This is a genomic window from Nocardioides currus, assembly GCF_003057875.1.
GTDB lineage: Bacteria > Actinomycetota > Actinomycetes > Propionibacteriales > Nocardioidaceae > Nocardioides > Nocardioides currus.
Genome location: NZ_PYXZ01000001.1, coordinates 430,670 through 455,123, shown reverse-complemented (window position 1 = coordinate 455,123; position 24,454 = coordinate 430,670). Strand labels below are relative to the sequence as shown.

Annotated in this window: 17 protein-coding genes; 16 read left to right on the top strand and 1 reads right to left on the bottom strand. The window is 69.1% G+C overall.

Going from position 1 to position 24,454, the window contains the following annotated elements; translation table 11 throughout:
• Window positions 1–119: 119 nt before the first annotated feature.
• The 16 genes from C7S10_RS02160 to C7S10_RS02085 all read left to right on the top strand — a co-directional run bounded on the left by C7S10_RS02160 (window position 120) and on the right by C7S10_RS02085 (window position 23,594).
• Window positions 120–2,660 (top strand): GcvT family protein, encoded by a 2,541-nt coding sequence (locus C7S10_RS02160; RefSeq protein WP_108342752.1) that lies wholly within the window; start codon window positions 120–122, stop codon window positions 2,658–2,660.
• Window positions 2,660–3,442 carry an electron transfer flavoprotein subunit beta/FixA family protein gene (locus C7S10_RS02155; RefSeq protein WP_108342751.1) on the top strand — a complete coding sequence of 261 codons (783 nt, stop codon included), beginning with the start codon at window positions 2,660–2,662 and terminating at the stop codon, window positions 3,440–3,442. The genes C7S10_RS02160 and C7S10_RS02155 overlap by 1 nt, the downstream gene beginning before the upstream one ends.
• Window positions 3,439–4,422, top strand: a complete 984-nt coding sequence (locus C7S10_RS02150) for an electron transfer flavoprotein subunit alpha/FixB family protein (protein WP_108342750.1) — start codon at window positions 3,439–3,441, stop codon at window positions 4,420–4,422. The genes C7S10_RS02155 and C7S10_RS02150 overlap by 4 nt, the downstream gene beginning before the upstream one ends.
• A 263-nt stretch (window positions 4,423–4,685) precedes the next feature.
• Window positions 4,686–5,642, top strand: a complete 957-nt coding sequence (locus tag C7S10_RS02145; RefSeq protein WP_108342749.1) for an ABC transporter ATP-binding protein — start codon at window positions 4,686–4,688, stop codon at window positions 5,640–5,642.
• A 7-nt stretch (window positions 5,643–5,649) separates the two neighbouring features.
• Window positions 5,650–6,435 carry an MlaE family ABC transporter permease gene (locus C7S10_RS02140; protein ID WP_108342748.1) on the top strand — a complete coding sequence of 262 codons (786 nt, stop codon included), beginning with the start codon at window positions 5,650–5,652 and terminating at the stop codon, window positions 6,433–6,435.
• Between the two features lies 1 nt (window position 6,436).
• Window positions 6,437–7,258 (top strand): MlaE family ABC transporter permease, encoded by an 822-nt coding sequence (locus C7S10_RS02135; protein WP_108342747.1) that lies wholly within the window; start codon window positions 6,437–6,439, stop codon window positions 7,256–7,258.
• 3 nt (window positions 7,259–7,261) lie between these two features.
• A complete protein-coding gene (locus C7S10_RS02130) occupies window positions 7,262–8,551 on the top strand; it encodes an MCE family protein (RefSeq protein ID WP_108342746.1) in 1,290 nt (429 codons plus the stop codon).
• The gene (locus C7S10_RS02125; RefSeq protein WP_108342745.1) at window positions 8,551–9,585 is read left to right on the top strand and encodes an MCE family protein; all 1,035 of its coding nucleotides are present in this window, start codon (window positions 8,551–8,553) and stop codon (window positions 9,583–9,585) included. Before C7S10_RS02130 ends, C7S10_RS02125 begins: the two co-directional genes overlap by 1 nt.
• 8 nt (window positions 9,586–9,593) lie before the next feature.
• Complete coding sequence (locus C7S10_RS02120) at window positions 9,594–10,556, top strand: MCE family protein (protein ID WP_108342744.1); 963 nt, start codon at window positions 9,594–9,596, stop codon at window positions 10,554–10,556.
• Window position 10,557: 1 nt separating this feature from the next.
• Complete coding sequence (locus C7S10_RS02115) at window positions 10,558–11,703, top strand: MCE family protein (protein ID WP_108342743.1); 1,146 nt, start codon at window positions 10,558–10,560, stop codon at window positions 11,701–11,703.
• Entirely contained in the window at window positions 11,700–13,136 is a 1,437-nt protein-coding gene (locus C7S10_RS02110) for an MCE family protein (RefSeq protein ID WP_108342742.1), read from the top strand. Before C7S10_RS02115 ends, C7S10_RS02110 begins: the two co-directional genes overlap by 4 nt.
• Complete coding sequence (locus tag C7S10_RS02105; RefSeq protein WP_108342741.1) at window positions 13,133–14,416, top strand: MCE family protein; 1,284 nt, start codon at window positions 13,133–13,135, stop codon at window positions 14,414–14,416. The genes C7S10_RS02110 and C7S10_RS02105 overlap by 4 nt, the downstream gene beginning before the upstream one ends.
• Window positions 14,413–15,039, top strand: coding sequence for a hypothetical protein (locus tag C7S10_RS02100; protein WP_108342740.1), 627 nt, complete (start codon window positions 14,413–14,415; stop codon window positions 15,037–15,039). Before C7S10_RS02105 ends, C7S10_RS02100 begins: the two co-directional genes overlap by 4 nt.
• Window positions 15,036–15,869, top strand: a complete 834-nt coding sequence (locus C7S10_RS22460) for a J domain-containing protein (RefSeq protein WP_108342739.1) — start codon at window positions 15,036–15,038, stop codon at window positions 15,867–15,869. Before C7S10_RS02100 ends, C7S10_RS22460 begins: the two co-directional genes overlap by 4 nt.
• A 254-nt stretch (window positions 15,870–16,123) precedes the next feature.
• Complete coding sequence (rpoB, locus tag C7S10_RS02090; RefSeq protein ID WP_108342738.1) at window positions 16,124–19,630, top strand: DNA-directed RNA polymerase subunit beta; 3,507 nt, start codon at window positions 16,124–16,126, stop codon at window positions 19,628–19,630.
• Between the two features lie 88 nt (window positions 19,631–19,718).
• Window positions 19,719–23,594, top strand: a complete 3,876-nt coding sequence (locus tag C7S10_RS02085; RefSeq protein WP_108342737.1) for a DNA-directed RNA polymerase subunit beta' — start codon at window positions 19,719–19,721, stop codon at window positions 23,592–23,594.
• Window positions 23,595–23,688: 94 nt separating this feature from the next.
• On the opposite strand, the gene C7S10_RS02080 is transcribed toward C7S10_RS02085, so the two are convergent.
• Window positions 23,689–24,375, bottom strand: a complete 687-nt coding sequence (locus C7S10_RS02080) for a winged helix-turn-helix transcriptional regulator (protein ID WP_108342736.1) — start codon at window positions 24,373–24,375, stop codon at window positions 23,689–23,691.
• Window positions 24,376–24,454: the final 79 nt, after the last annotated feature.

Below are 24,454 nucleotides of genomic sequence, written 5' to 3'. Positions count from 1 at the left end.
CGACCAGCACGTCCGCCGTCGTCCCCGGCCGCCCTTGACAGTGGCCGGGGACGACGGCGTACATTTCTGACGGATGCACATAGCGCAACGCGTTGCGCACTACGCAACAGGAGATCGTCATGGCAGAGGTGCCGTCAACCGCCGACGTCGTCGTCATCGGCGCGGGGATCGTGGGCAACAGCCTGGTCCACCACCTGACCCGGCTGGGCTGGAAGAACGTCGTGCAGATCGACAAGGGCGCGCTCCCCAACCCGGGCGGCTCGACTGGCCACGCGTCCAACTTCATCTTCACCGTCGACCACTCCCGCGAGATCACCGACCTGACCCTCGACTCGATGAAGCAGTACAAGGAGATGGGGGTCTTCACCGAGTCCGGCGGCTTCGAGATCGCGCGCACCGAGGAGCGCATGGAGGAGCTGCGGCGCCGGATGTCGAGCGCCAAGGCGTGGGGCATCGAGGCCTCACTGGTGAGTCCTGAGTTCGTGAAGGAGAAGGTCCCCTTCATCGAGACCGACCAGTTCATCGGCGCCTTCTGGACGCCCGGCGTCGGCGTCGTCGACTCACTGCGCGCCGGCACGATCATGCGCGAGCAGGCCCTGGCGACCGGCGAGCTGACCGTCGTCCCCACCGTCGAGGTCACCGGTCTCGACACCGAGGAGGCCCCCAACGGCAACCGGCGGATCACCCGCGTGCGCACCACCGGGGGCGACATCGAGGCGGGCACGGTCGTCATCGCGGCGGGCGTGTGGAGCCCCAAGCTCGGCGACATGGCCGGCATCAGCATCCCGCTGACCCCCGCCGTGCACCAGATGATCAGCGTCGGGCCCTGCCCCCAGCTCGCCGAGCGCGAGGGCGAGATCAGCTTCCCGATCATCCGCGACATGGACACGTTCTGCTACGAGCGCCAGCACGGAGCCGACATGGAGGTCGGCTCCTACGCCCACCGCGCGATCCTGCACGAGCCCGAGGACATCCCCTCGATCGAGCAGGCCAAGCTCTCGCCGACGGAGATGCCCTTCACCTCCGACGACTTCGACCCGCAGCTGGAGCAGGCCTACGAGCTGATGCCCGACCTGCTCGGTGCCGAGGGCGCGGAGATGCGCTACGCGATCAACGGCCTGCTGTCGCTGACCTGCGACGGCAACCCGATCCTGGGCGAGAGCGAGGTCGCCGGCCTCTGGACCGCCTCGGCGGTCTGGATCAAGGAGGGCCCGGGCGTCGGTCGTGCCGTCGCCGAGTGGATGACCCACGGCCACTCCGAGATCGACCTGCACCACAGCGACATCGCCCGCTTCCACGACCACCAGAAGCGCCGCGAGCACACCCGTCTGCGCACCACCGAGTCGTTCATCAAGACCTACGGCATCGTCCACCCGGCCGAGCAGTACGCCTCCGACCGCGACCAGCGGCTCTCGCCGATGCACGACTCGCAGCAGAAGTTGGGCGCGGTGTTCTTCGAGACCGCGGGCTGGGAGCGCCCGTTCTGGTACGAGTCCAACGCCGGCCTCCTCGAGGAGTACGGCGATGCGGTGATGCCCCGCGAGCACGAGTGGGACTCGCGCTGGTGGAGCCCGATCATCAACGCCGAGCACCTGCGCATGCGTGAGGCGGCGGCCGTGATCGACCTGTCGGCGTTCTGCATCTTCGACATCGAGGGCCCCGAGGCGCTCGAGGTCGTGCAGACGACCTGCGTCGCGCAGTGCGACGTCGCCGTCGGCAAGGTGATCTACACGCCGGTCCTCGACGCCAAGGGCGGCTTCCGCTCCGACCTCACCGTGATGCGCCTCGGCGAGCACCACTTCCGCGTCGTCACCGGCGGCGCCCACGGCATGGCCGACCGGGCCTGGTTCTCGGGCCACCTCCCCGAGGCCGGCACGACCACGCTGACCGACCTCACCGACGACGTCTCCACCGTCGGCATCTGGGGCCCGCGGGCCCGCGACATCCTGGCCTCGCTCACCTCCGACGACGTCTCCGACGAGGGCTTCGGCTTCCTGTCCTGCCGCGAGATCACCGTGTCGACCGGGTCCGGCGGCGGCACCACGGTCCTCGCGTCCCGCATCTCCTACGTCGGCGAGCTCGGCTGGGAGCTCTACGTGCCGATGGGCTCGGCCGCCGAGCTGTGGGAGGCGCTGCTCGACGCCGGGCGCCCGCACGGCGCCGTACCCGCCGGGATCGGCGTCTACGGCACGACCGGCCGGATCGAGAAGGGCTACCGGGCGTACGGCGCCGAGCTGGACGCCGAGCGCACGATCATCGAGGCCGGCATGCAGCGCCCCAAGGTGAAGGCCGCCGACTTCGTGGGCAAGGAGGCCTATCTCGCCCAGCGTGAGGCTGAGCCGCAGGCGGTGCTGTGCACGCTGACCGTCGACGACCACACCTCGGCGTCGGGGACCAAGCGCTACATGCTCGGCGGGGAGCCGATCCTGACGCCGGCGGGCGAGCTGCTCACCGACGGCCACGGCCACCACCCCTACGTCACCTCGGCGGGCTCGGCCCCGTCGCTGGGCAAGCACGTGCTGCTCGCCTACCTGCCGCCCGAGCAGGCGGTGATCGGCCAGCAGCTGGCGGTGTCCTACATGGAGGAGCTCTATCCCGTGACCGTCGGCTCGGTCGACGCCACCCCGCTCCTCGACCCGACCAACGAGCGGATCAGGTGATGGCCGACCCCGTCAACGTCCTGGTCTGCGTCAAGCGCGTCCCCGACGCGACCAGCGAGATCGTGCTCACCGACGACGGCCAGGGCGTCGACGGCCGGCTCGCCGGCTTCACGATGAGCAACCACGAGCAGTGCGCCGTCGAGCTCGCGGTGCGCATCGCTGCCGCCACCGGGGGAGAGGCCACCGTCCTCACCCTCGGCGACGCCGACGCCGTCGAGCAGCTCCGCGCCGCCCTCGCGGTCGGGTGCACCGCGGCCACCCACGTCCAGGCCGACTCCCAGCAGTTCGGGCCCGCCGACGTGGCGCGCGAGATCGCGGCCGTGGTGCGCGACCACGAGGCGGCGGGCCGGTCCCACGACCTCGTGCTGCTCGGCAACGACGCCGCCGACACCGGCGACTTCCAGGTCGGGATCCGCCTCGCCTACGCGCTCGGACGCCCGGTCGTCAACGGCGTCGGCCAGGTCGTCGTCGAGGACGACGGTGTGACCGCCAGCGGCGCCGGGCCCGACGGCTTCGAGACCTACCGGCTCCCGCTGCCCGCCGTGGTGACCGTGCTCGAGGGTGGCGTGGAGCCGCGCTACCCGACCGTGCCGGGCCGGATGAAGGCCAAGAAGGTCCCGATCGAGGAGCGCTCGCCCGCGCAGGAGCCGGCCGGCGCGGCGCGCGTGCGCTGGAGCCTGCCGCCCGCGGCGCCGAGCGACGTGCAGGTCCTGGGCAAGGGAGCCGACGCCGCGCCCGCGGTCGTCGACCTGTTCGAGCAGCTGGGGGTGCTGGCGCGATGATCCTCGTCCTGGTCGAGAAGGACCTCGACGGCGCGGCCGTGGAGGTCTCGCTCGAGGCCCTCACCTTCGCCCGCTCGCTCTCCGAGGCCGGCGGCGGCATCCCGATCGACGCGGTCGTCGTCGGCGACGTGTCACCGGACCTGCGGGAGTCGCTCGCGGCGTACGGCGTGCGCGACGTCCACACCCTCGGCGGCGAGGCCTTCGCGGCGTTCGCGGGCTCCGCGTGGGCCTCGGGCATCGAGACCGTCCTCGCGAGCACGTCCTCGGTCGTGCTGATGGCCGCCGGCACGCCCCGCGGCGGCGAGGTGCTCGCCCACGTGGCGGCGCGTGCCGACGTCGCCATGGCCGCCAACGTGCTCGGCTTCGACGGGCTCGCGCCGTTCGTGGTCACCCGGCAGGTGGTCGGCGGCCAGGCCGTGGAGGCCATGCAGCTCTCGACCCGGCCGACGCTCTTCACCGTCGCCGGCCACGCGGTGGAGGCGACCCCCGCGGCCGCACAGGGCGCGGCGACCGTCGTGGCGCACGAGCCCGAGGTGGCCGCCGCCGACCTGGTGGCCCGGGTCGTGTCCACCGACGAGCCCGAGCCCGACCTGTCCGGCAGCCTGAAGTCGGCGCGCGTCGTCGTCGGTGCCGGCCGCGGCGCCGGGGGCGAGAACGGCTTCGACGACCTCCTCGAGCTCGCCGACCTGCTCCACGCCCCGCTCGGCGTCTCGCGGGTCGTGACCTCGCTCGGGTGGCGACCGCACCACGAGCAGGTCGGCCAGACCGGGAGCCGCATCTCACCCGACCTCTACATCCCGTGCGGCATCAGCGGCGCGATCCAGCACTGGGCCGGCTGCAGCAGCGCCAAGGCGATCCTCGCGATCAACACCGACCCCGACGCGCCGATGGTGACCAAGGCGACCCACGCCGTCATCGGCGACCTGCACGAGGTCGTCCCGGCGATCAACGCCGAGATCAAGCGGCGCCGGGCGGGCTGAGCCCCGCCCAGCCTTGGGCCCTGCCCACGCGGCGGCGTGTCGGACGTGATGAAGTCACGCCGGCACCCGGCGCCGAGCGTGGGTGCGTCGGCCGGACCGGATGTCGACACGTCCGACGCGCCGAGGCCCGGGCCCGGCCGAAACGCGGCGCGACACCTGGTGGAGTCGCGGTGACGAGCGCCACTGACAGGCGTAACCTCGCGGCGACGCGCGCGTTGATACTCAGGAGTAACGCGCCGACGGCATGAGGGAGATCCGAGCAGATGGGCGTTGAGATCAAGGTCGACGGCCTGACCAAGTCGTTCGGCAAGCAGCTGATCTGGGGCGACGTGACCCTGTCGATCCCTGCTGGCCAGGTCTCGGTCATGCTCGGTCCCTCGGGCACCGGCAAGTCGGTCTTCCTCAAGAGCCTGATCGGCCTGATCAAGCCCGACCGCGGCTCGATCCTGATCGAGGGCACCGACATCGCCAGCTGCTCCGAGCGCGACCTCTACGAGATCCGCAAGCTCTTCGGCGTCCTCTTCCAGGACGGCGCGATGTTCGGCTCGATGAACCTCTACGACAACGTCGCCTTCCCGCTGCGCGAGCACACCAAGAAGTCCGAGTCGGAGGTCCGCTCCATCGTGATGGAGAAGATGGACCTCGTCGGCCTGGTCGGGGCCGAGGACAAGCTGCCCGGCGAGATCTCGGGCGGGATGCGCAAGCGGGCGGGCCTGGCCCGCGCGCTCGTGCTCGACCCCGAGATCCTGCTGATCGACGAGCCCGACTCCGGTCTCGACCCGGTGCGCACGTCGTTCATCAACCAGCTCTTCATCGACCTCAACGCGCAGATCGACGCGACCTTCCTGATCGTCACCCACGACATCAACAGCACCCGGACGGTGCCGGACAACATCGGTCTGCTCTACCACAAGCACCTCGCCATGTTCGGTCCGCGCGAGATGCTGCTCAGCTCCGAGGAGCCGGTCGTGCGCCAGTTCCTCAACGCCCAGACCGTCGGCCCGATCGGCATGTCGGAGGAGAAGGACGCCGACGAGCTCGCGGCCGAGAAGGACCTCGACATGCCCCCGCTTCCCCCGATCCCGCTCCAGCTCGAGCCGTCCAGCGGCATCCCCCGCCGGCACCAGCGCGAGCCCGGCGCGTGGTGCCGCGAGAACGGCGTGACTCCGCCCCCCGGTTCCTTCGAGAGCGCCAACGCCGGCCTCGCCCCGGGGGCCTGATCACGTCGTGTCGTCCCTGACCGCCTCCAAGGCACTCGCCCCGATCGGGATCGCAGGCAAGCTCTTCGCCTTCGCCCTCGACGTCGCCCGCGCCCTCTTCCGCCGTCCCTTCCAGCTGCGCGAGTTCATCCAGCAGGCCTGGTTCATCGCGTCGGTGACCATCGTCCCCACCGCGCTGGTCGCCATCCCGTTCGGTGCGGTGATCGCCCTCCAGGTCGGCGGCCTGATCAAGCAGTTCGGCGCCCAGTCCTTCACCGGCTCGGCCTCCGTGCTCGCGGTGATCCAGCAGGCCGCCCCCATCGGCACCGCCCTGCTCATCGCCGGCGCCGGCGGGTCCGCGATCGCGGCCGACCTCGGCGCCCGCAAGATCCGCGAAGAGCTCGACGCGATGATGGTGCTCGGCATCGACCCGATCCAGCGGCTCGTGGTCCCGCGGGTGCTCGCCTGCATGCTCGTGGCGTTCTTCCTCAACGGCATGGTCAGCGTCGTCGGCGTCGCGGGCGGCTACGTCTTCAACGTGATCCTCCAGGACGGCACGCCCGGCGCCTACATCGCCAGCTTCACCGCCCTCGCCCAGCTGCCCGACCTCTGGATCGGCCTGATCAAGGCGCTCGTCTTCGGCCTGATCGCCGCCGTCGTGGCCGCCTACAAGGGCATGAACGCCAACGGCGGGCCGAAGGGCGTGGGCGACGCGGTGAACGAGTCGGTCGTCATCACGTTCCTGCTGCTGTTCGTGGCCAACTTCGTCCTCAGCATGGTCTACCTCCAGATCATCCCGCCGAAGGGCGGATGACATGGCCCGCAACCCGCTCGCCAAGCCGCTCGGCTCCCTCGACACCCTCGGGGGCCAGCTCGCCTTCCACCTCGGGGTGATCAAGGCGATCCCGCGCTCGGTCACGCGCTACCCGCGCGAGATCCTGCGCATCCTGGCCGAGGTCACCCTCGGCTCCGGGGCGCTCGCGGTCATCGGCGGCACCGTCGGCGTCATCCTCGGCATGACCTTCTTCACCGGCGCCCAGGTCGGGCTCTCGGGCTATGCCGCGCTCAACCAGCTCGGCACCGCCGCGTTCGCCGGCTTCGTCTCGGCCTACTTCAACACCCGCGAGATCGCGCCCCTCGTCGCCGGCATCGCGCTGGCGGCCACCGTCGGCTGCGGCTTCACCGCCCAGCTCGGCGCGATGCGGATCTCGGAGGAGGTCGACGCCCTCGAGGTGATGGCCATCCCCTCGATGCCCTTCCTGGTCGCGACCCGCGTCGTCGGCGGCCTGATCGCGATCGTCCCGCTGTACGTCGTGGGGTTGCTGTCGTCGTACTTCGCGAGCCGCGTCGTGGTCACCCAGTTCTACGGCCAGTCGACCGGCACCTACGACCACTACTTCAACGCGTTCCTGCCACCGGGCGACGTGCTCTGGTCCTTCGGCAAGGTGCTGGTCTTCTCCGTCACCGTGATCCTCATCCACTGCTACCACGGCTACACCGCCTCGGGCGGTCCCGCCGGGGTGGGCGTGGCCGTGGGCCGGGCGGTGCGCACCAGCATCGTGGCCGTCAACGTCATCGACCTCTTCCTCTCGATGGCGATCTGGGGCACCAACGCCACCGTCAGACTGGCGGGTTGACCCATGAACCCGCTGACCAACCACAAGGTGCTGGGCGTCGTGTTCCTCGCCCTGCTCATCTCCGGCGTCCTCGCGTCGTACGGCGTCTTCACCAGCAAGTTCGCCAGCTACGACGAGGTCGAGCTCAAGACCTCCAACATCGGCCTGCAGCTGCCGGTGCGCGCCGACGTCAAGATCCGCGGCGTGATCGTCGGCGAGGTCACCGACATCCGGGCCGACACCGACGGCGCGACGCTGACGCTGGGCCTCGACCCCGACATGCGCGACATCGTGCCGGCCAACGTGACCGGCTCGATCGTGCCCAAGACGCTGTTCGGCGAGAAGTACGTCTCGCTGATCGTGCCCGAGGGCCCGCGCGCCGACGCGATCCAGGTCGGCGACGTCATCGACCGCACCGACGTCTCGACCGAGGTCGAGCAGGTGCTCAACGACCTCTACCCGCTGCTGCGCGCCGTGCAGCCCGCCGAGATCAACATGACCCTCAACGCCATCGCCACCGCGCTCGAGGGCCGTGGCGACCAGATCGGCGACAACCTCGAGACCATCGACAGCTACCTCAAGCGGCTCAACCCCGAGATCCCGGCACTCGTCGAGGACCTGCGCCTCACCGGCCAGGTCTCCGACATCTACTCCGACGTGCTGCCCGAGGTCGCCACCATCCTGCGCAACACGATCACCACCACGCAGACCCTCGAGGGTCGCGAGGAGAAGCTCAACGCGCTCCTGAAGGACGTCGGTTCGTTCTCGGCCACGGCCGAGCGGTTCCTCACCGACAACGGCGACAACATCATCCGGCTCGGCGACGTGAGCCGCCAGCAGCTGCAGGTGCTCGCCCGCTACGCCCCGGAGTACCCCTGCCTGCTGGAGGGCATCGTCAACGCCGGCAAGCTGCAGGCGGAGGCGTTCCGCGGGTTCACCCTCCACATCGTCCTCGAGACGCTGCCCAACCAGCCGCGTGGCTACGGCCCGCAGGACCAGCCCGTCTTCGCCGACAAGCGTGGCCCCTACTGCGGCCGGCTGCCCGACGCCCCCTGGAACCAGGACAACCCGGTGACCCACCAGCCCAACTTCGCCGACGGCATCGACGAACCCACCGGCAAGGGCAGCATGCGTGCGGCCACCGGCTGGTCGCAGGGCGCCGGCTATCCCGGCAGCCGCGAGGAGGCCGCGCTGATGAACGGCCTGCTCGGCCCCGTCATCGGCACCAGCGCCGACGAGGTCCCCGACCTCGGTGCCCTGCTCCTCGGACCGATGGCCCGCGGCGCGACCGTCACGGTGGGAGCTGATCGGTGATGGCCGTCCTCGACAAGCGCACCTCCGCCGACCTCGTCCGGCTGCTCGTCTTCGTGGTCGTGACCACGATGGCGACCGGCCTGCTGATCGTGCTCATCGGCAACCTCAACTTCGCCTCCACCCGCGACTACAAGGCGGTCTTCCTCAACGCGACCGGCGTCGTGAAGGGTGACGACGTGCGGGTGGCCGGCGTGAAGGTCGGCACCGTCAAGGACGTCGAGATCACCGAGCGCACCAAGGCCCTGGTGAGCTTCACGGTCGCCGACGCCACCCAGGTCAACGGCGGCACGTTCGCGACGATCCGCTACCGCAACCTCGTCGGCCAGCGCTACATCTCCCTCACCCAGGCCGTCGGCGACACCGGGCGGTTGTCCGAGGGCGCCACCATCCCGATCGACCGCACGAAGCCGGCACTCGACCTGACCGTCCTCTTCAACGGCTTCAAGCCGCTCTTCCAGGCGCTCTCGCCGGCTGACATCAACAAGCTGTCCTACGAGATCGTCCAGGTCTTCCAGGGCGAGAGCGGCACGCTCGAGGGGCTGCTCCAGCACACGGCGTCGGTCACCGACACGCTCGCCGACCGCGACCAGGTCATCGGCGACCTGATCGAGAACCTCAACCAGGTGCTCGTCCACATCGGCGACCGCGACGAGCAGCTCTCCCGCCTCATCGCCTCCTTCCGCCAGCTCATCGGCGGGCTCAAGGACGACCGGCAGGCCATCCTCGGCTCGCTCGACGACATCTCGACGCTGTCGGTGCAGACCGCCGGCCTGCTCCAGGGCATCCGCAAGCCGTTCGTGCAGGACATCAAGGAGCTGCGCACCTTCGCCGGCAACATCGACAAGAACAAGGCCGAGCTCGACCGTGCGCTCCAGGTGCTCCCGATCAAGCTCGAGAAGGTCGGGCGTACGGCGATCTACGGCTCGTTCTTCAACTTCTACCTCTGCGAGTTCCAGGGCCGGGTCAAGCTGCCCGCCGGCGTCAACGTGCCCGTCTCCTACCAGACGGGCTCCGAGAGGTGTGATCTCGGATGAGGCGAGAGATGATCCCGTTCCGGGAGCGCAATCCCGTCGTCATCGGCGCGATCAGCCTCGCCCTGATCGCCGCCTCGATCGCGCTGGCCTTCCGCGCCAGCGACCTCCCGGTCATCGGCGGCGGCGACACCTACTACGCCGCCTTCGCCGAGGCCGGCGGGCTCAAGGCCGGCGACGAGGTCCGCATCGCCGGCGTGCGCGTCGGCAAGGTCGACTCGGTCGAGCTCGACGGCGACCACGTCACGGTCGCCTTCAAGGTCGCCACCAGCGAGCAGTTCGGCCCCACGACCAACGCCGCCATCAAGGTCAAGACACTGCTCGGCGCCATGTTCCTCTCCCTCGAGCCGGCCGGCGCCGGCCAGATGAAGGAGGAGAGCACCATCCCGATGGAGCGCACCACCTCGCCGTACGACGTCGTGGAGGCCTTCGAGGGACTGGCCTCGACCTCGGAGGAGATCAACACCGACCAGCTCGCCTCGTCGCTGACCACGCTGGCCGACCTGACCCGCAACACCCCCGAGGAGTTCCGCTCCGCGCTCGACGGCGTCACCCGGCTCTCGGCCAACGTCGCGGCGCGCGACGGCGAGATCAACACCCTGCTGAAGAACCTCGAGAAGGTCTCGACCGTGCTCGACGAGCGCGACGAGGACATCGTGTCGCTGATGCGCGACGCCGACGTGCTGTTCCGGGCGCTGGTGGGCCGCAAGCAGGCGATCCACGACCTGCTCGAGTCGACCTCGACGCTCTCGCGCGAGCTGACCCTGCTGGTCAGGCAGAGCCGTGCGGACCTCAAGCCCGCGCTCACCCACCTGGAGAACGTCGTCAACGTGCTCAACAAGAACGAGGACAACCTCGACAACAGCCTGCGGCTGATGGCGCCGTTCTACACGGTCTTCGCCAACACGCTGGGCAACGGGCCGTGGTTCGACACCTACATCCAGAACATGCCTCCGGCACCGCAGGTGGGCTGACATGGACCTCGTCAGGAAGTACGCCGTCCCGCTGGTCGTCCTCGCCCTCGTGGCCGCCGCCGTGGTGACCATGGTCGGCGGGAGCGACACCAAGCGACTCGTGGCCCACTTCCCGCGCACCGTCTCGCTCTACGAGGGCAGCGAGGTGCGGGTGCTCGGTGTGCCGATCGGCACCGTCGAGCAGGTCACGCCCTCCGGGACCGACGTCGAGGTCACGATGGCCTACGACGCCGACGTGAAGCTGCCGGCCGACGCCAAGGCGGCCATCGTGGCGCCCTCGATCGTGGGCGACCGCTACGTGCAGGTCACGCCGGTGTTCACCGACGGCGACAAGGTCATGGCCGACAACACCGAGCTCGCCGTGGAGCAGACGGCCGTGCCGATCGAGCTCGACCAGATCTTCGACAGCATCGACACCCTCTCGGTCGCCCTCGGGCCCGACGGCGCCAACAAGAACGGCGCGCTGTCCGACCTGCTCTCGGTCGCGGCCGACAACTTCGACGGGCAGGGCGCCAACCTCAACTCCACGATCCAGAACTTCGCGCGCCTCACCGACACCCTCGCCAACAACAAGGAGGAGCTGTTCGGCAGTGCCGAGAAGCTCGGCAACTTCGTCGAGACGCTGGCGGAGAACGACCAGACCGTCCGCAGCTTCAACCAGTCCCTCTCCGACGTCTCCGGGTTGCTGAAGGGCGAGCGGGAGGAGCTGGCCGCCTCCCTGAAGAACCTGTCGGGTGCCCTCACCGAGGTCTCGACGTTCGTGACCGACAACCGCGAGATCCTCGGACGCAACATCAAGGGCCTGACCCGGGTCTCCAAGGTGCTGGTGAAGCAGCGCGACGCACTCGACAAGATCCTCCAGGTCGGTCCGCTGGCGCTCAACAACCTGGCCATGACCTACAACCCGCAGGCCGGCACCCTCGACACACGGGCCAACCTCGACCAGCTGCCCGGACAGATCGCGGCCGACCCTGCGCTGTACCTCTGCGGCCTCACCAGCCAGGTCAAGGGCGCCGACGGCATCTGCGACACCATCAAGGGGATCCTGCCGCGCGGCGCCGCCCTCGAGGAAGGCGCGACGCTCCCGTCCGCGCCCGACCAGCAGTTCGATCCCACGCTCGGCGGACTCGTGGAGGTGCAGCGATGAGACGGCTCCGAGCCCTCGCCGCCCTGCTGGTCGCGACTCTGCTGCTCACCGGCTGCGACTTCGACGTCTACAAGCTGCCGCTGCCGGGCGGGCCCGACGCGGGCAGCAACCCGATGACCGTCACGGTCGAGTTCGCCGACGTCCTCGACCTGGTGCCCAAGTCGACGGTCAAGGTCAACGACGTCAGCGTCGGCACCGTCACCGACGTCGAGCTGAAGGGCTACACCGCCGAGGTGACGCTCCAGATGCGAGGCGACGTCGACCTGCCCGACAACGCCGTCGCCGAGATCCGTCAGACCAGCCTGCTCGGCGAGAAGTTCGTCTCGCTGAAGGCCCCGGCCTCGGGAGCGAGCGGCAACCCCCTCGCGACCGGCGACCGCATCCCGCTGGCGCGGACCGGACGCAACCCCGAGGTCGAGGAGGTGCTCGGCGCCCTGAGCCTGCTGCTCAACGGCGGCGGCGTCGCCCAGCTCAAGACCATCACCCAGGAGCTCAACCTCGCCCTCGAGGGCCGCGAGGGAGCGGCGCGGTCGGTGCTCGAGCAGGTCAGCACCTTCATGGAGCAGCTCGACGAGAACAAGGCCGACATCGTCACCGCGATCGAGAAGCTCAACCAGCTCGCCATCTCGGTGCGCACGGAGCAGCCCACCATCGACGCCGCGCTCGAGGAGCTGCCCAGCGCCCTCGACTCGATCGACCGCCAGCGCGGCGACCTGGTCAAGATGCTCAAGGCGCTCGACGACCTCAGCGCGGTCGGGGTCAAGGTCATCTCCGCGTCCAAGGACGCCACCATCGACTCCCTCGAGCTGCTCGACCCGGTGCTCTCGCAGCTGGCCAGGTCGGGCGACAACTTCACCAACGCGTTCCACGTCTTCCTCACCTACCCGTTCGTCGACGAGGTCGTCGGTCGAGACCCGCAGGTCGCCCGCAACCTGCACATGGGCGACTACACCAACCTCTCGATCACCCTCGAGGTCGACCTCACCACCGGCACCACCGGTCTGCCGACGCTGCCCACCAACCTGCCCACGCAGGTCGACCCCACGGTGATCATCGACAACGTGCTCGAGTGCCTCAAGAGCGGCAACCCGCTCAGCGAGGCGTGCCTGAAGGTGCTCAACACCCCCAACGACCTCCTCCGGCTCAAGGAGGAGTGCAAGAAGCAGTCCAACAAGGACAAGGACATCTGCAAGCAGCTCAACGCGATCCCCGGGGTCCCGGTCCCGACGACGCTGCCGACGATCCCGATCCCGACCAGCCCGATCCCGACGACGCTGCCCACGATCCTGCCGACCCTGCTGCGTCCCGACGGTGCTCCCCGGGCCGCGCCCGGCGGTCGACGACCCGGAGGTGGCCCGACGATGGGAGAGCTGATGGACGTCTACGACCCCGCCCTCGTCAGCCTGCTGGTGCCCGGGATGGTGCTGCGATGATCACCCGCCGCACCCGCCTCCAGCTGCTCGTCTTCGCGATCATCACCCTGCTCGGGGTGACCTACGTCGGTGCGCGCTACGCCCGCCTCGACCGGGTCTTCGTCGACGACGCCTACACCGTCGTCGCCCACTTCCCCGACTCCGGCGGCGCGTTCGCCGGTGCCGAGGTGTCCTACCGCGGCGTCCGGGTCGGCCAGGTCTCCGAGATGGTGCTGACCGAGGACGGCGTCGACATCCACCTCGACATCGACAAGGGCGAGGACCGGATCCCCGCCGACGCCCTCGCCGTCGTCGGCAACCGGTCGGCGCTGGGGGAGCAGTACGTCGAGCTGCAGCCGCAGTCCGAGAAGGGCCCCTACCTCCAGGACGAGTCCGAGATCGCGGTCGACCACACGCGCACCCCGATCGCGGCCGACACGCTCCTGACCGACCTGTCCACCACCGTCAGCAGCGTCGACCAGGACGACCTCCAGACCGTCACGACCGAGTTCGGCGAGGCCTTCGCGGGGACCGGGGGCGACCTGCAGACGATCATCGACTCCGGCAACGAGTTCCTCAACGCCGCCGACGACAACTTCGAGATCACCACCGAGCTGATCAAGGACGCCAACGTGGTGCTCCGTGGCCAGGTCGACTCCGAGAGCTCGATCCGGTCCTTCGCCAGCGACCTCAGTGCGTTCTCCACCACGCTGGCCGCCTCCGACAAGGACCTGCGTGCGGTCATCGACAACGGCAGCGCGACCGCCAACCAGCTGCGGCGCTTCCTCGAGGACAACGAGGTCGACCTCGCCGCCCTGATCAACAACCTCGTCACCACCGGCGACGTCGTGGTCAAGCGCCTCGACGGGGTCGAGCAGCTGCTGGTGCTCTACCCCTACATCGTCGAGGCGGGCTACACCGTCGTCTCGAAGACGCCCGCGACGGGCAACTTCGACGCCCACTTCGGGCTGGTGCTCACCTCCGACCCGAAGGTGTGCCTGGAGGGCTACGAGGGCACCGATCGCCGTACCCCGCAGGACGGGTCCAACCGGCCGATGAACGTCGACGCGACGTGCACCGAGCCGGCCTCGAAGTCCAACGCCCGCGGCGCCGCCCACGCCCCTCGGCCGGCGACGGCCTACGACGACCCGATCGCGGCGTACGACCCCGAGACCGGCGCCCTGACCTGGGGCGAGCGCGAGGCCGCGGCCACGCGGCCGGCCGGTAGCGTGGCTCCCCGCACCCTCGGAAAGGAGTCGTGGAAGTGGTTGTTCCTCCAGCCCCTGCTGACGCAGGAGTGAGCAAGGCCGCCGAGGACGACCAGCACCGCGCCGACCCACCACGGTCCGACCTGTTCCGGCTGCTCCTCGCGGGAGTGCTCGTCGTGGTGGTCCTCGCCGCGACGGCCACCGCGGCGACGCTGGCCCTGACCCGCGACGGCGAGGCGGGGGACACCCAGGCCGCCCGCGAGGACGTGATGGCCCAGACGGAGCAGTTCATCCTGCGCTCGTTCAGCTACGGCCCCGACCTGCTCGCCGACGACAAGACCATGCCCGACTACCGCACGCGCGTCACCGAGGTGATCACCCCGAAGTTCGCGGCGGAGTTCGAGCAGAGCGCCGGCGCCGCCGAGCAGCTCGTCGCGCAGGCGGGCGTCGAGCGGGTGCCCGACGTGTTCGCCACCGGCGTCTCCAGCCTCGACGAGGACTCCGCCCGCACGCTGGTCGCCGGCTCGTTCACCGACACCTACACCGTCAAGGGCACGTCGGTCGACCAGGAGCCGAGCCCGTTCCGGATCGAGGTCGACCTCGTGAAGATCGACGGCACCTGGCTCGTCGACGACTTCAACCCGGTCACCGGCGGCGATGGCGGCGACACCGGTGAGTCGGGCCAGCCCGCTCCCACCGAGGAGGGCACGCCGTGACCCCCAGCTGGTACGACGTCCTCGACGTCGAGCCGACCGCGTCCGCCGACGAGATCCGCGCGGCCTGGCGCTCGGCCATCGCCGACCTCGAGCCCGGCTCGCGCCGCTTCGCCACGCTCAACCAGGCCGCCGAGGTGCTGCTCGACGAGCAGAGGCGGGCGGCGTACGACGCGGAGCTGGCGGCGCAGGTGCCCGAGCCCGACCCAGACCCCGAGCCCGACCCGGACCCCGAGCCCGACCCAGACCCCGAGCCCGACCCAGACTCCGAGCCCGACCTCGTGCCCGAGCCCGTGGCCCATGAGGCTCCCGCGCCCCAGCTCGCCGCGGCGACACCCTCGGCGCCGGCCCTCCCCATCTGGTTGCTGGCGCTGCTCGGCGTGCTCGCTGCGCTCAGCGTGGCGGCCGCGGTGTGGGTGTGGCAGTCCGGTGACGACGGCTCGCTGGAGGACCAGACGACGGCGGCCCAGTCGGCGGCTGAGCAGGCGATCGTGCCCGTGCTCTCCTACGACTACGAGGACCTCGAGGCCGACCAGGCGCGGGCGGAGTCCTACCTCACGGCCCGCTACCGCGAGGACTACGACCAGCTCTTCGGCGTGATCACCGACAACGCGCCGACGACGAGGACGAAGGTCTCCGCCGAGGTGATCGCGTCCGGCATCGTGCGCTCGGGCAAGGACCGCGTCGACGTGCTCGTCTTCGTCGACCGCCCCACGACCAACAAGCTGACGCCCGAGCCGGTCACCTACCGCGACCAGGTCACGGTCAGCATGCAGAAGGTCGGCGACGACTGGCTGGTCGACGACCTGACGACCTCGCCGGCCGCGAAGTAGGGCGCGGAGCGGCAGTGCCGGGCCGTCCGGTTCGGCCGTGGTGCTTGACCTGAGGGGCCTCGGCGTTCATCATCGTCCGCAACGCGGTCCGACCGACTCCCTCGGAGTTGACCCCCGCGCTTGTGACGCGCGTACATCTCGGGTACCCTTCTTCTTTGCGCCTGCCCTCAAATGCCCTTCACCCAGTCCGGACGGGTGACGCCGGTGGTCGGTTGGCTGCGATTCGATCTTTCTGATCATTCGAAGGAAAACTCTTGGCCGCGCGCAGCTCTGCTGGTAACAACCGTCGCACCTCTTTCGCAAAGATCACCGAACCTCTCGAGGTTCCCCCTCTCCTCTCCCTCCAGACCGACAGCTTCGAATGGCTCGTCGGCGGCGAGAAGTGGGACGAGATGGTCGTGGCCCGTCGGGCCGCGGGTGAGGACGTCTCCGAGAAGTCGGGGCTCCAGGAGATCTTCGAGGAGATCTCCCCGATCGAGGACTTCTCCGAGACGATGATGCTCTCGTTCGACAACCCCGTGTTCGTCGACCCGAAGTACACCGAGGAGGAGTGCAAGGAGAAGGACTTCACCTTCTCGCGCCCCCTCTACGTCTCGGCCGAGTTCATGAACCACGAGACCGGTGAGATCAAGGGCCAGACGGTCTTCATGGGCGACTTCCCCATGATGACCCGCAAGGGCACCTTCATCATCAACGGCACCGAGCGCGTCGTCGTGTCGCAGCTCGTCCGCTCCCCGGGCGTCTACTTCGAGCGCTCCGCGGACAAGACGTCCGACAAGGACATCTACACCTCGAAGATGATCCCCTCGCGCGGCGCCTGGCTCGAGTTCGAGATCGACAAGCGCGACCTCGTCGGCGTCCGTCTCGACCGCAAGCGCAAGCAGAACGTCACCGTCCTGCTCAAGGCGCTCGGCTGGACCTCCGAGCAGATCCGCGAGGAGTTCGGGCAGTACGAGTCGATGATGCTCACCCTGGAGAAGGACACCCCCCAGACCCAGGACGAGGCGCTGCTCGACATCTACCGCAAGCTGCGCCCGGGCGAACCGCCCACGCGTGAGGCCGCGCAGACGCTGCTGAACAACTACTACTTCAACCCCAAGCGCTACGACCTCGCCAAGGTCGGTCGCTACAAGATCAACAAGAAGCTCGGCGTGGGCGAGGCCTTCGACCAGCAGACGCTGACCGTCGAGGACATCGTCGCCGCGATCCGCTACATCGTGCAGCTGCACGCCGCGGGCACGCCGGTCGAGGCGCCCGACCTGGTCGACGCCGCGGGTGCCGTGGTCATGGGCCCGGACGAGAAGCCGATCAAGGTCCAGGCCGACGACATCGACCACTTCGGCAACCGCCGCATGCGCACCGTGGGCGAGCTGATCCAGAACCAGCTCCGCACCGGTCTGGCGCGCATGGAGCGCGTGGTCCGCGAGCGGATGACGACCCAGGACGTCGAGGCGATCACGCCGCAGTCCCTGATCAACATCCGGCCCGTGGTCGCGGCGCTGAAGGAGTTCTTCGGCACCTCGCAGCTCTCGCAGTTCATGGACCAGACCAACCCGATCGCCGGCCTGACGCACAAGCGTCGCCTGTCCGCGCTCGGCCCGGGTGGTCTCTCCCGCGACCGCGCCGGCATGGAGGTCCGTGACGTCCACCCGTCGCACTACGGCCGCATGTGCCCGATCGAGACCCCTGAAGGTCCCAACATCGGTCTGATCGGTTCGCTGGCGTCGTACGGACGGATCAACCCGTTCGGCTTCGTCGAGACGCCCTACCGCCGCGTGGTCAAGGGTGTCGTCACCGACGACATCGACTACCTCACCGCCGACGACGAGGACCGCTACGTCATCGCGCAGGCCAACGCCCCGCTCGACTCGAAGATGAAGTTCGTCGAGGAGCGCGTGCTGGTGCGGCAGAAGAACGGTGAGGTCGACGCGATCCTCGCCGAAGAGGTCGACTACATGGACGTGTCGCCGCGCCAGATGGTGTCGGTCGCCACCGCCCTGATCCCGTTCCTCGAGCACGACGACGCCAACCGCGCGCTCATGGGCGCCAACATGCAGCGCCAGGCCGTGCCGCTCATCACGAGCGACAGCCCGCTGGTCGGCACCGGCATGGAGTACCGCGCCGCCGTCGACGCCGGCGACGTGGTGCTGGCCGACAAGGCCGGTGTGGTCAAGGCGGTCTCCGCCGACGCCATCGAGACGATGAACGACGACGGCAGCTACCAGACCTACAAGCTGGCCAAGTTCAAGCGCTCCAACCAGGGCACCTGCATCAACCAGCGCCCGCTGGTCGCCGAGGGTGACCGCCTGGAGATCGGCTCGCCGATCGCCGACGGCCCGTGCACCGACGACGCCGAGATGGCGCTGGGCACCAACCTGCTCGTCGCCTTCATGCCGTGGCAGGGCCACAACTACGAGGACGCGATCATCCTCAGCCAGCGCCTGGTGCAGGAGGACGTCCTCACCTCGATCCACATCGAGGAGCACGAGGTCGACGCCCGCGACACCAAGCTCGGCCCCGAGGAGATCACCCGGGACATCCCGAACGTCTCCGAGGAGGGCCTGGCCGACCTCGACGAGCGCGGCATCATCCGCATCGGCGCCGAGGTCACGACCGGTGACATCCTCGTCGGCAAGGTCACGCCCAAGGGCGAGACCGAGCTCACCCCCGAGGAGCGCCTGCTCCGCGCGATCTTCGGTGAGAAGGCGCGCGAGGTGCGCGACACCTCGATGAAGGTCCCGCACGGTGAGTCCGGCACGGTCATCGGCGTGCGCGTCTTCAACCGCGAGGAGGGCGACGAGCTGCCGCCCGGCGTCAACGAGCTGGTCCGCGTCTACGTCGCGCAGAAGCGCAAGATCTCGGTGGGTGACAAGCTCGCCGGTCGTCACGGCAACAAGGGCGTCATCGCCAAGATCCTGCCGATCGAGGACATGCCGTTCATGGAGGACGGCACCCCGGTCGACGTGGTGCTCAACCCGCTGGGTGTGCCGCGACGGATGAACATCGGCCAGATCCTCGAGCTCCACCTGGGCTGGCTCGCCAAGCAGGGCTGGGACCTCGACCTGCACGACGACAAGGGCTCCGCGGAGTGGAAGGACCGCCTGATGGCGATCCACGCCGACAAGGCAGCGCCCAACACGAAGGTCGCCACCCCGGTGTTCGACGGTGCGCGTGAGGACGAGATCACCGGCCTGCTCGGTGCGACCTACCCCACCCGCGACGGCGTCCGGATGATCGACGCCACCGGCAAGGCCGACCTGTTCGACGGCCGCTCCGGCGAGCCGTTCCCCGAGCCGGTCTCCGTGGGCTACATGTACATCCTCAAGCTGCACCACCTCGTGGACGACAAGATCCACGCCCGCAGCACCGGCCCCTACTCCATGATCACGCAGCAGCCGCTGGGTGGTAAGGCGCAGTTCGGTGGCCAGCGCTTCGGTGAGATGGAGGTCTGGGCGATGGAGGCGTACGGCGCCGCCTACGCCCTGCAGGAGCTGCTGACGATCAAGTCCGACGACGTTCCCGGCCGCGTGAAGGTCTACGAGGCCATCGTCAAGGGCGAGAACATCCCCGACTCGGGCATCCCGGAGTCGTTCAAGGTGCTCGTCAAGGAGATGCAGTCGCTGTGCCTCAACGTGGAGGTGCTGTCGCAGGACGGCAGCCCCATCCAGCTGAAGGACGCAGAGGAAGACGTCTTCCGTGCGGCCGAGGAACTCGGCATCGACCTGTCCCGGCGCGAGCCCAGCAGCGTCGAAGAAGTCTGAGGTGACGTCCCGGGCGATCGGACACCGACCGCCCGGGACTCCCCAGTCCCTGAGCCACTGACTAGAACAGCAACCAAAGGAACACACCTTGCTGGACGTTAACTTCTTCGAGCAGATCCAGATCGGCCTGGCCACCGCGGAGGACATCCGCGGCTGGAGCCACGGCGAGGTCAAGAAGCCGGAGACCATCAACTACCGCACGCTCAAGCCCGAGCGTGACGGACTCTTCTGCGAGAAGATCTTCGGTCCCACCCGGGACTGGGAGTGCTACTGCGGCAAGTACAAGCGCGTGCGCTTCAAGGGCATCATCTGCGAGCGCTGCGGCGTCGAGGTCACCCGCTCCAAGGTCCGCCGCGAGCGGATGGGCCACATCGAGCTGGCCGCCCCGGTCACCCACATCTGGTACTTCAAGGGTGTCCCGTCGCGCCTGGGCTACCTCCTCGACCTGGCCCCGAAGGACCTCGAGAAGGTCATCTACTTCGCGGCCTACATGATCACCTCGGTCGACGAGGACGCGCGCCACAACGACATGTCGAGCCTGGAGAACAAGGTCGGCCTCGAGCGCGAGCGCCTCGAGAAGCGTCGCGACGGCTCGCTGGACGACCGCGCCAAGAAGCTGGAGGAGGACCTCGCGGCCCTCGAGGCCGAGGGTGCCAAGGCCGACCAGCGCCGCAAGGTCAAGGACGGCGCCGAGCGGGAGATGAAGCAGCTGCGCGACCGCGCCCAGCGCGAGATCGACCGCCTCGACGAGGTCTGGAACACCTTCAAGTCGCTCAAGGTGCAGGACCTGCTCGGTGACGAGCTCCTCTACCGCGAGATGAAGACCTGGTTCGGCAAGTACTTCGAGGGCTTCATGGGCGCCGCGGCGATCCAGAAGCGCCTCCAGGACTTCGACGTCGAGGCCGAGGTCGAGTCGCTGCGCGACACGATCGCCAACGGCAAGGGCCAGAAGAAGGTCCGCGCCCTCAAGCGCCTCAAGGTCGTCGACGCCTTCCGCAAGACCGGCAACCAGCCGATCGGCATGGTCCTCGACGCCGTCCCGGTCATCCCGCCGGACCTGCGCCCGATGGTGCAGCTCGACGGTGGCCGCTTCGCGACCTCCGACCTGAACGACCTGTACCGCCGCGTCATCAACCGCAACAACCGCCTCAAGCGACTCCTCGACCTCGGTGCCCCCGAGATCATCGTGAACAACGAGAAGCGGATGCTGCAGGAGGCCGTGGACAGCCTCTTCGACAACGGTCGTCGTGGTCGCCCCGTCACCGGTCCGGGCAACCGGCCGCTGAAGTCGCTCTCCGACATGCTCAAGGGCAAGCAGGGTCGCTTCCGCCAGAACCTCCTCGGCAAGCGCGTGGACTACTCGGGCCGCTCGGTCATCGTGTCGGGTCCGCAGCTGAAGCTGCACCAGTGCGGTCTGCCCAAGCAGATGGCGCTCGAGCTCTTCAAGCCGTTCGTGATGAAGCGCCTCGTCGACCTGTCGCACGCGCAGAACATCAAGTCCGCCAAGCGGATGGTCGAGCGTGCGCGCCCGGTCGTGTGGGACGTGCTCGAAGAGGTCATCACCGAGCACCCGGTGCTGCTCAACCGTGCACCCACCCTGCACCGCCTCGGCATCCAGGCCTTCGAGCCGCAGCTGATCGAGGGCAAGGCCATCCAGATCCACCCGCTCGTGTGCGGCGCGTTCAACGCCGACTTCGACGGTGACCAGATGGCCGTGCACCTGCCGCTGTCAGCCGAGGCCCAGGCCGAGGCGCGGATCCTGATGCTGTCGACCAACAACATCCTCAAGCCGTCCGACGGCCGTCCCGTGACCATGCCGTCGCAGGACATGATCATCGGCATCTTCTGGCTGACGACCGACCGCGAGGGCGAGGTCGGCGAGGGTCGCGTGTTCTCCACGCCGGCCGAGGCGATGATGGCCTTCGACCGTCACGAGATCACCATGCAGAGCAAGATCCGGGTGCGTCTGACCGACGTGGTCCCGCCGCTCGAGGACGAGGTCGGCGCCGACTGGGAAGAGGGCACCTCGGTGATCCTCGAGACGACCCTGGGTCGCGTGCTCTTCAACGACACGCTGCCGGGCGACTACCCGTTCGTGAACTACGAGGTGGGCAAGAAGGCCCTCGGCGCGATCGTCAACGACCTCGCCGAGCGTTACACCAAGGTCGAGGTCGCCGCATCGCTCGACGCCCTCAAGGACGCCGGCTTCCACTGGGCGACCCGCTCGGGTGTCACGGTCTCCATCGACGACGTGACCACGCCCAGCGACAAGGCCGAGATCCTCGCGGTCTACGAGGCGCAGGCCGAGAAGGTCCAGAAGCAGTTCGAGCGCGGTCTCGTGACCGACGACGAGCGTCGCCAGGAGCTGATCGAGATCTGGACGCAGGCCTCCAACGACGTCGCCAAGGCCATGGAGGGGAACTTCGACAAGAAGAACCCGATCTACATGATGGTCGACTCGGGTGCCTCCGGAAACATGATGCAGATCCGTCAGGTGGCGGCCATGCGTGGTCTGGTGGCCAACCCGAAGGGTGACATCATCCCGCGGCCCATCAAGGCCAACTTCCGTGAGGGCCTCTCGGTCCTGGAGTACTTCATCTCCACCCACGGTGCCCGCAAGGGTCTGGCCGACACGGCGCTCCGCACGGCCGACTCGGGCTACCTCACGCGTCGTCTGGTCGACGTGTCGCAGGACGTCATCATCCGTGAGGACGACTGTGGCACCGAGCGTGGCCTGCCGAAGGTCATCGGCGAGCGTGGCGAGGACGGCGTGGTGCGCAAGCACGAGAACGCCGAGACCGCGGCGTACGCCCGCTCGGCCGCCGTCGAGATCACCCACCCGGAGACGGGCGACGTGCTCGCCGCCGCCGGTGAGGACCTCGGCGACGTCAAGATCGGTGAACTGATCGCGGCCGGCATCGAGGAGGTCAAGGTCCGCTCCGTGCTGACCTGCGACGCCCGCACCGGCACCTGCGCGAAGTGCTACGGCCGTTCGCTGGCCACCGGCAAGCTCGTCGACATCGGCGAGGCGGTCGGCATCATCGCCGCCCAGTCGATCGGTGAGCCCGGCACGCAGCTGACGATGCGTACCTTCCACACCGGTGGTGTGGCCTCCGCGGACGACATCACGCAGGGTCTGCCCCGCGTGGTCGAGCTCTTCGAGGCCCGCTCGCCCAAGGGTCGTACGCCGATCAGCGAGGCCGCCGGTCGCGTCGAGATCGAGGACACGGACAAGGCCCGCAAGGTCCTCGTCACGCCCGACGACGGCTCCGACGTCCAGGAGTACCCCGTCTCCAAGCGCTCGCGCCTCAACGTCGAGGACGGCCAGCACATCGAGGTGGGTCACCACCTCACGTCGGGCACGCCCGACCCGCAGGACGTGCTGCGCATCCTCGGTGTCCGCAAGGCCCAGGAGCACCTGGTCGACGAGGTCCAGAACGTCTACCGGTCGCAGGGCGTGTCGATCCACGACAAGCACATCGAGATCATCGTGCGGCAGATGCTGCGTCGCGTGACGGTCATCGAGTCGGGTGACACCAACCTGCTGCCGTCCGACCTGGTCGAGCGCGTGCGCTTCGAGGAGGAGAACCGCCGCGCGGTCTCCGAGGGCATCAAGCCCGCCTCGGGTCGCCCGGTGCTGATGGGCATCACCAAGGCCTCGCTGGCCACCGAGTCGTGGCTCTCGGCCGCCTCCTTCCAGGAGACGACCCGCGTGCTCACCGATGCGGCCATCAACGGTCGCTCGGACTCGCTGCGCGGTCTGAAGGAGAACGTCATCATCGGAAAGCTCATCCCGGCCGGCACCGGCCTGGAGCGCTACCGCAACATCCGGGTGGAGCCGACCGAGGAGGCCCGCGCCGCGGCGTACTCCGTCACCGGCTACGACTCCTACGACTACGACTTCGGCACCAGTGGCCAGGCCGTGGCCCTGGACGACTTCGACTTCGGTTCCTACCAGAACTGATCCAGGTCGCCTGACGTAGTGCGACAGCCCCGGTCCCACCTCTCGGTGGGGCCGGGGCTTCGTCGTCCGCCCGCACGCTGCCGCTGCGGCCCTGTCAGCCGCGCGTGGCCGCGGGCACGACGCCGAGCACGGGGTGGCAGCCGAGCCACGCGGGGAACCGGCCGACGAGGTCGGCCGGACCCGTTAGGCGGATCGACCCGTCGGCCAGCGCGTCCGCCATCGCGCGATCGCCCATCCACACCTCGGTCAACGCCCGGAGGCTGGCCTCGACGCACAGGTCCACGTCGCGCAGCGGGTCGATGAGGCACAGGTCGATGTCCTGCTCGTCGACCACCAGCCAGTAGCGCGCCCGGCGGGGCGGCCCGTCGCGGAGCCGGAACTCGATCACCGTCGGCCGCTCGGCCAGTCCGCCCGGGGTGAGCATCCGCCGGATGTCCCACATCAGCAGCGACGGGTCGAGCTCGTCGGGTCCGTAGCTGCTGCGGGCCCAGCGCTGGCCCCACACCCCCATCGCCTCGATCAGGGGATACAGCTCCCAGCCCGCGGCCGTCAGCGTGTAGGTGATCTCGCGTCCCGTCGCCGTACGCTCCACGACCCCGGCCGCGACGAGCTGGCGCAGGCGCTTGGTGAGCAGGGCGGGCGAGACCAGCGGGACGCCACGCTGCACCTCGGAGAAGCGGGTGCTGCCGCACATGAGCTCGCGCAGTACCAGCGGGGTCCAGCGCTCGCACAACAGCTCGGAGGTCTTCGCCACCGGGCAGAACTGGCCGTAGCCGGGCATGGGTCGACGCTAGACCCGACGACGCCGGGTGTCACTACAGGCCGGGTGTCACTACAGAACGTGAAGTGCGCCGACCGGC

Coding starts and splice junctions, on each gene's coding strand:
- C7S10_RS02115 (WP_108342743.1), top strand. CDS start 10,558: ATGGACCTCGTCAGGAAGTACGCCGTCCCGCTGGTCGTCCTCGCCCTC.
- C7S10_RS02125 (WP_108342745.1), top strand. CDS start 8,551: ATGGCCGTCCTCGACAAGCGCACCTCCGCCGACCTCGTCCGGCTGCTC.
- C7S10_RS02120 (WP_108342744.1), top strand. CDS start 9,594: ATGATCCCGTTCCGGGAGCGCAATCCCGTCGTCATCGGCGCGATCAGC.
- C7S10_RS02130 (WP_108342746.1), top strand. CDS start 7,262: ATGAACCCGCTGACCAACCACAAGGTGCTGGGCGTCGTGTTCCTCGCC.
- C7S10_RS02105 (WP_108342741.1), top strand. CDS start 13,133: ATGATCACCCGCCGCACCCGCCTCCAGCTGCTCGTCTTCGCGATCATC.
- C7S10_RS02150 (WP_108342750.1), top strand. CDS start 3,439: ATGATCCTCGTCCTGGTCGAGAAGGACCTCGACGGCGCGGCCGTGGAG.
- C7S10_RS02145 (WP_108342749.1), top strand. CDS start 4,686: ATGGGCGTTGAGATCAAGGTCGACGGCCTGACCAAGTCGTTCGGCAAG.
- C7S10_RS02110 (WP_108342742.1), top strand. CDS start 11,700: ATGAGACGGCTCCGAGCCCTCGCCGCCCTGCTGGTCGCGACTCTGCTG.
- C7S10_RS02080 (WP_108342736.1), bottom strand. CDS start 24,375: ATGCCCGGCTACGGCCAGTTCTGCCCGGTGGCGAAGACCTCCGAGCTG.
- C7S10_RS02135 (WP_108342747.1), top strand. CDS start 6,437: ATGGCCCGCAACCCGCTCGCCAAGCCGCTCGGCTCCCTCGACACCCTC.
- C7S10_RS02160 (WP_108342752.1), top strand. CDS start 120: ATGGCAGAGGTGCCGTCAACCGCCGACGTCGTCGTCATCGGCGCGGGG.
- C7S10_RS02155 (WP_108342751.1), top strand. CDS start 2,660: ATGGCCGACCCCGTCAACGTCCTGGTCTGCGTCAAGCGCGTCCCCGAC.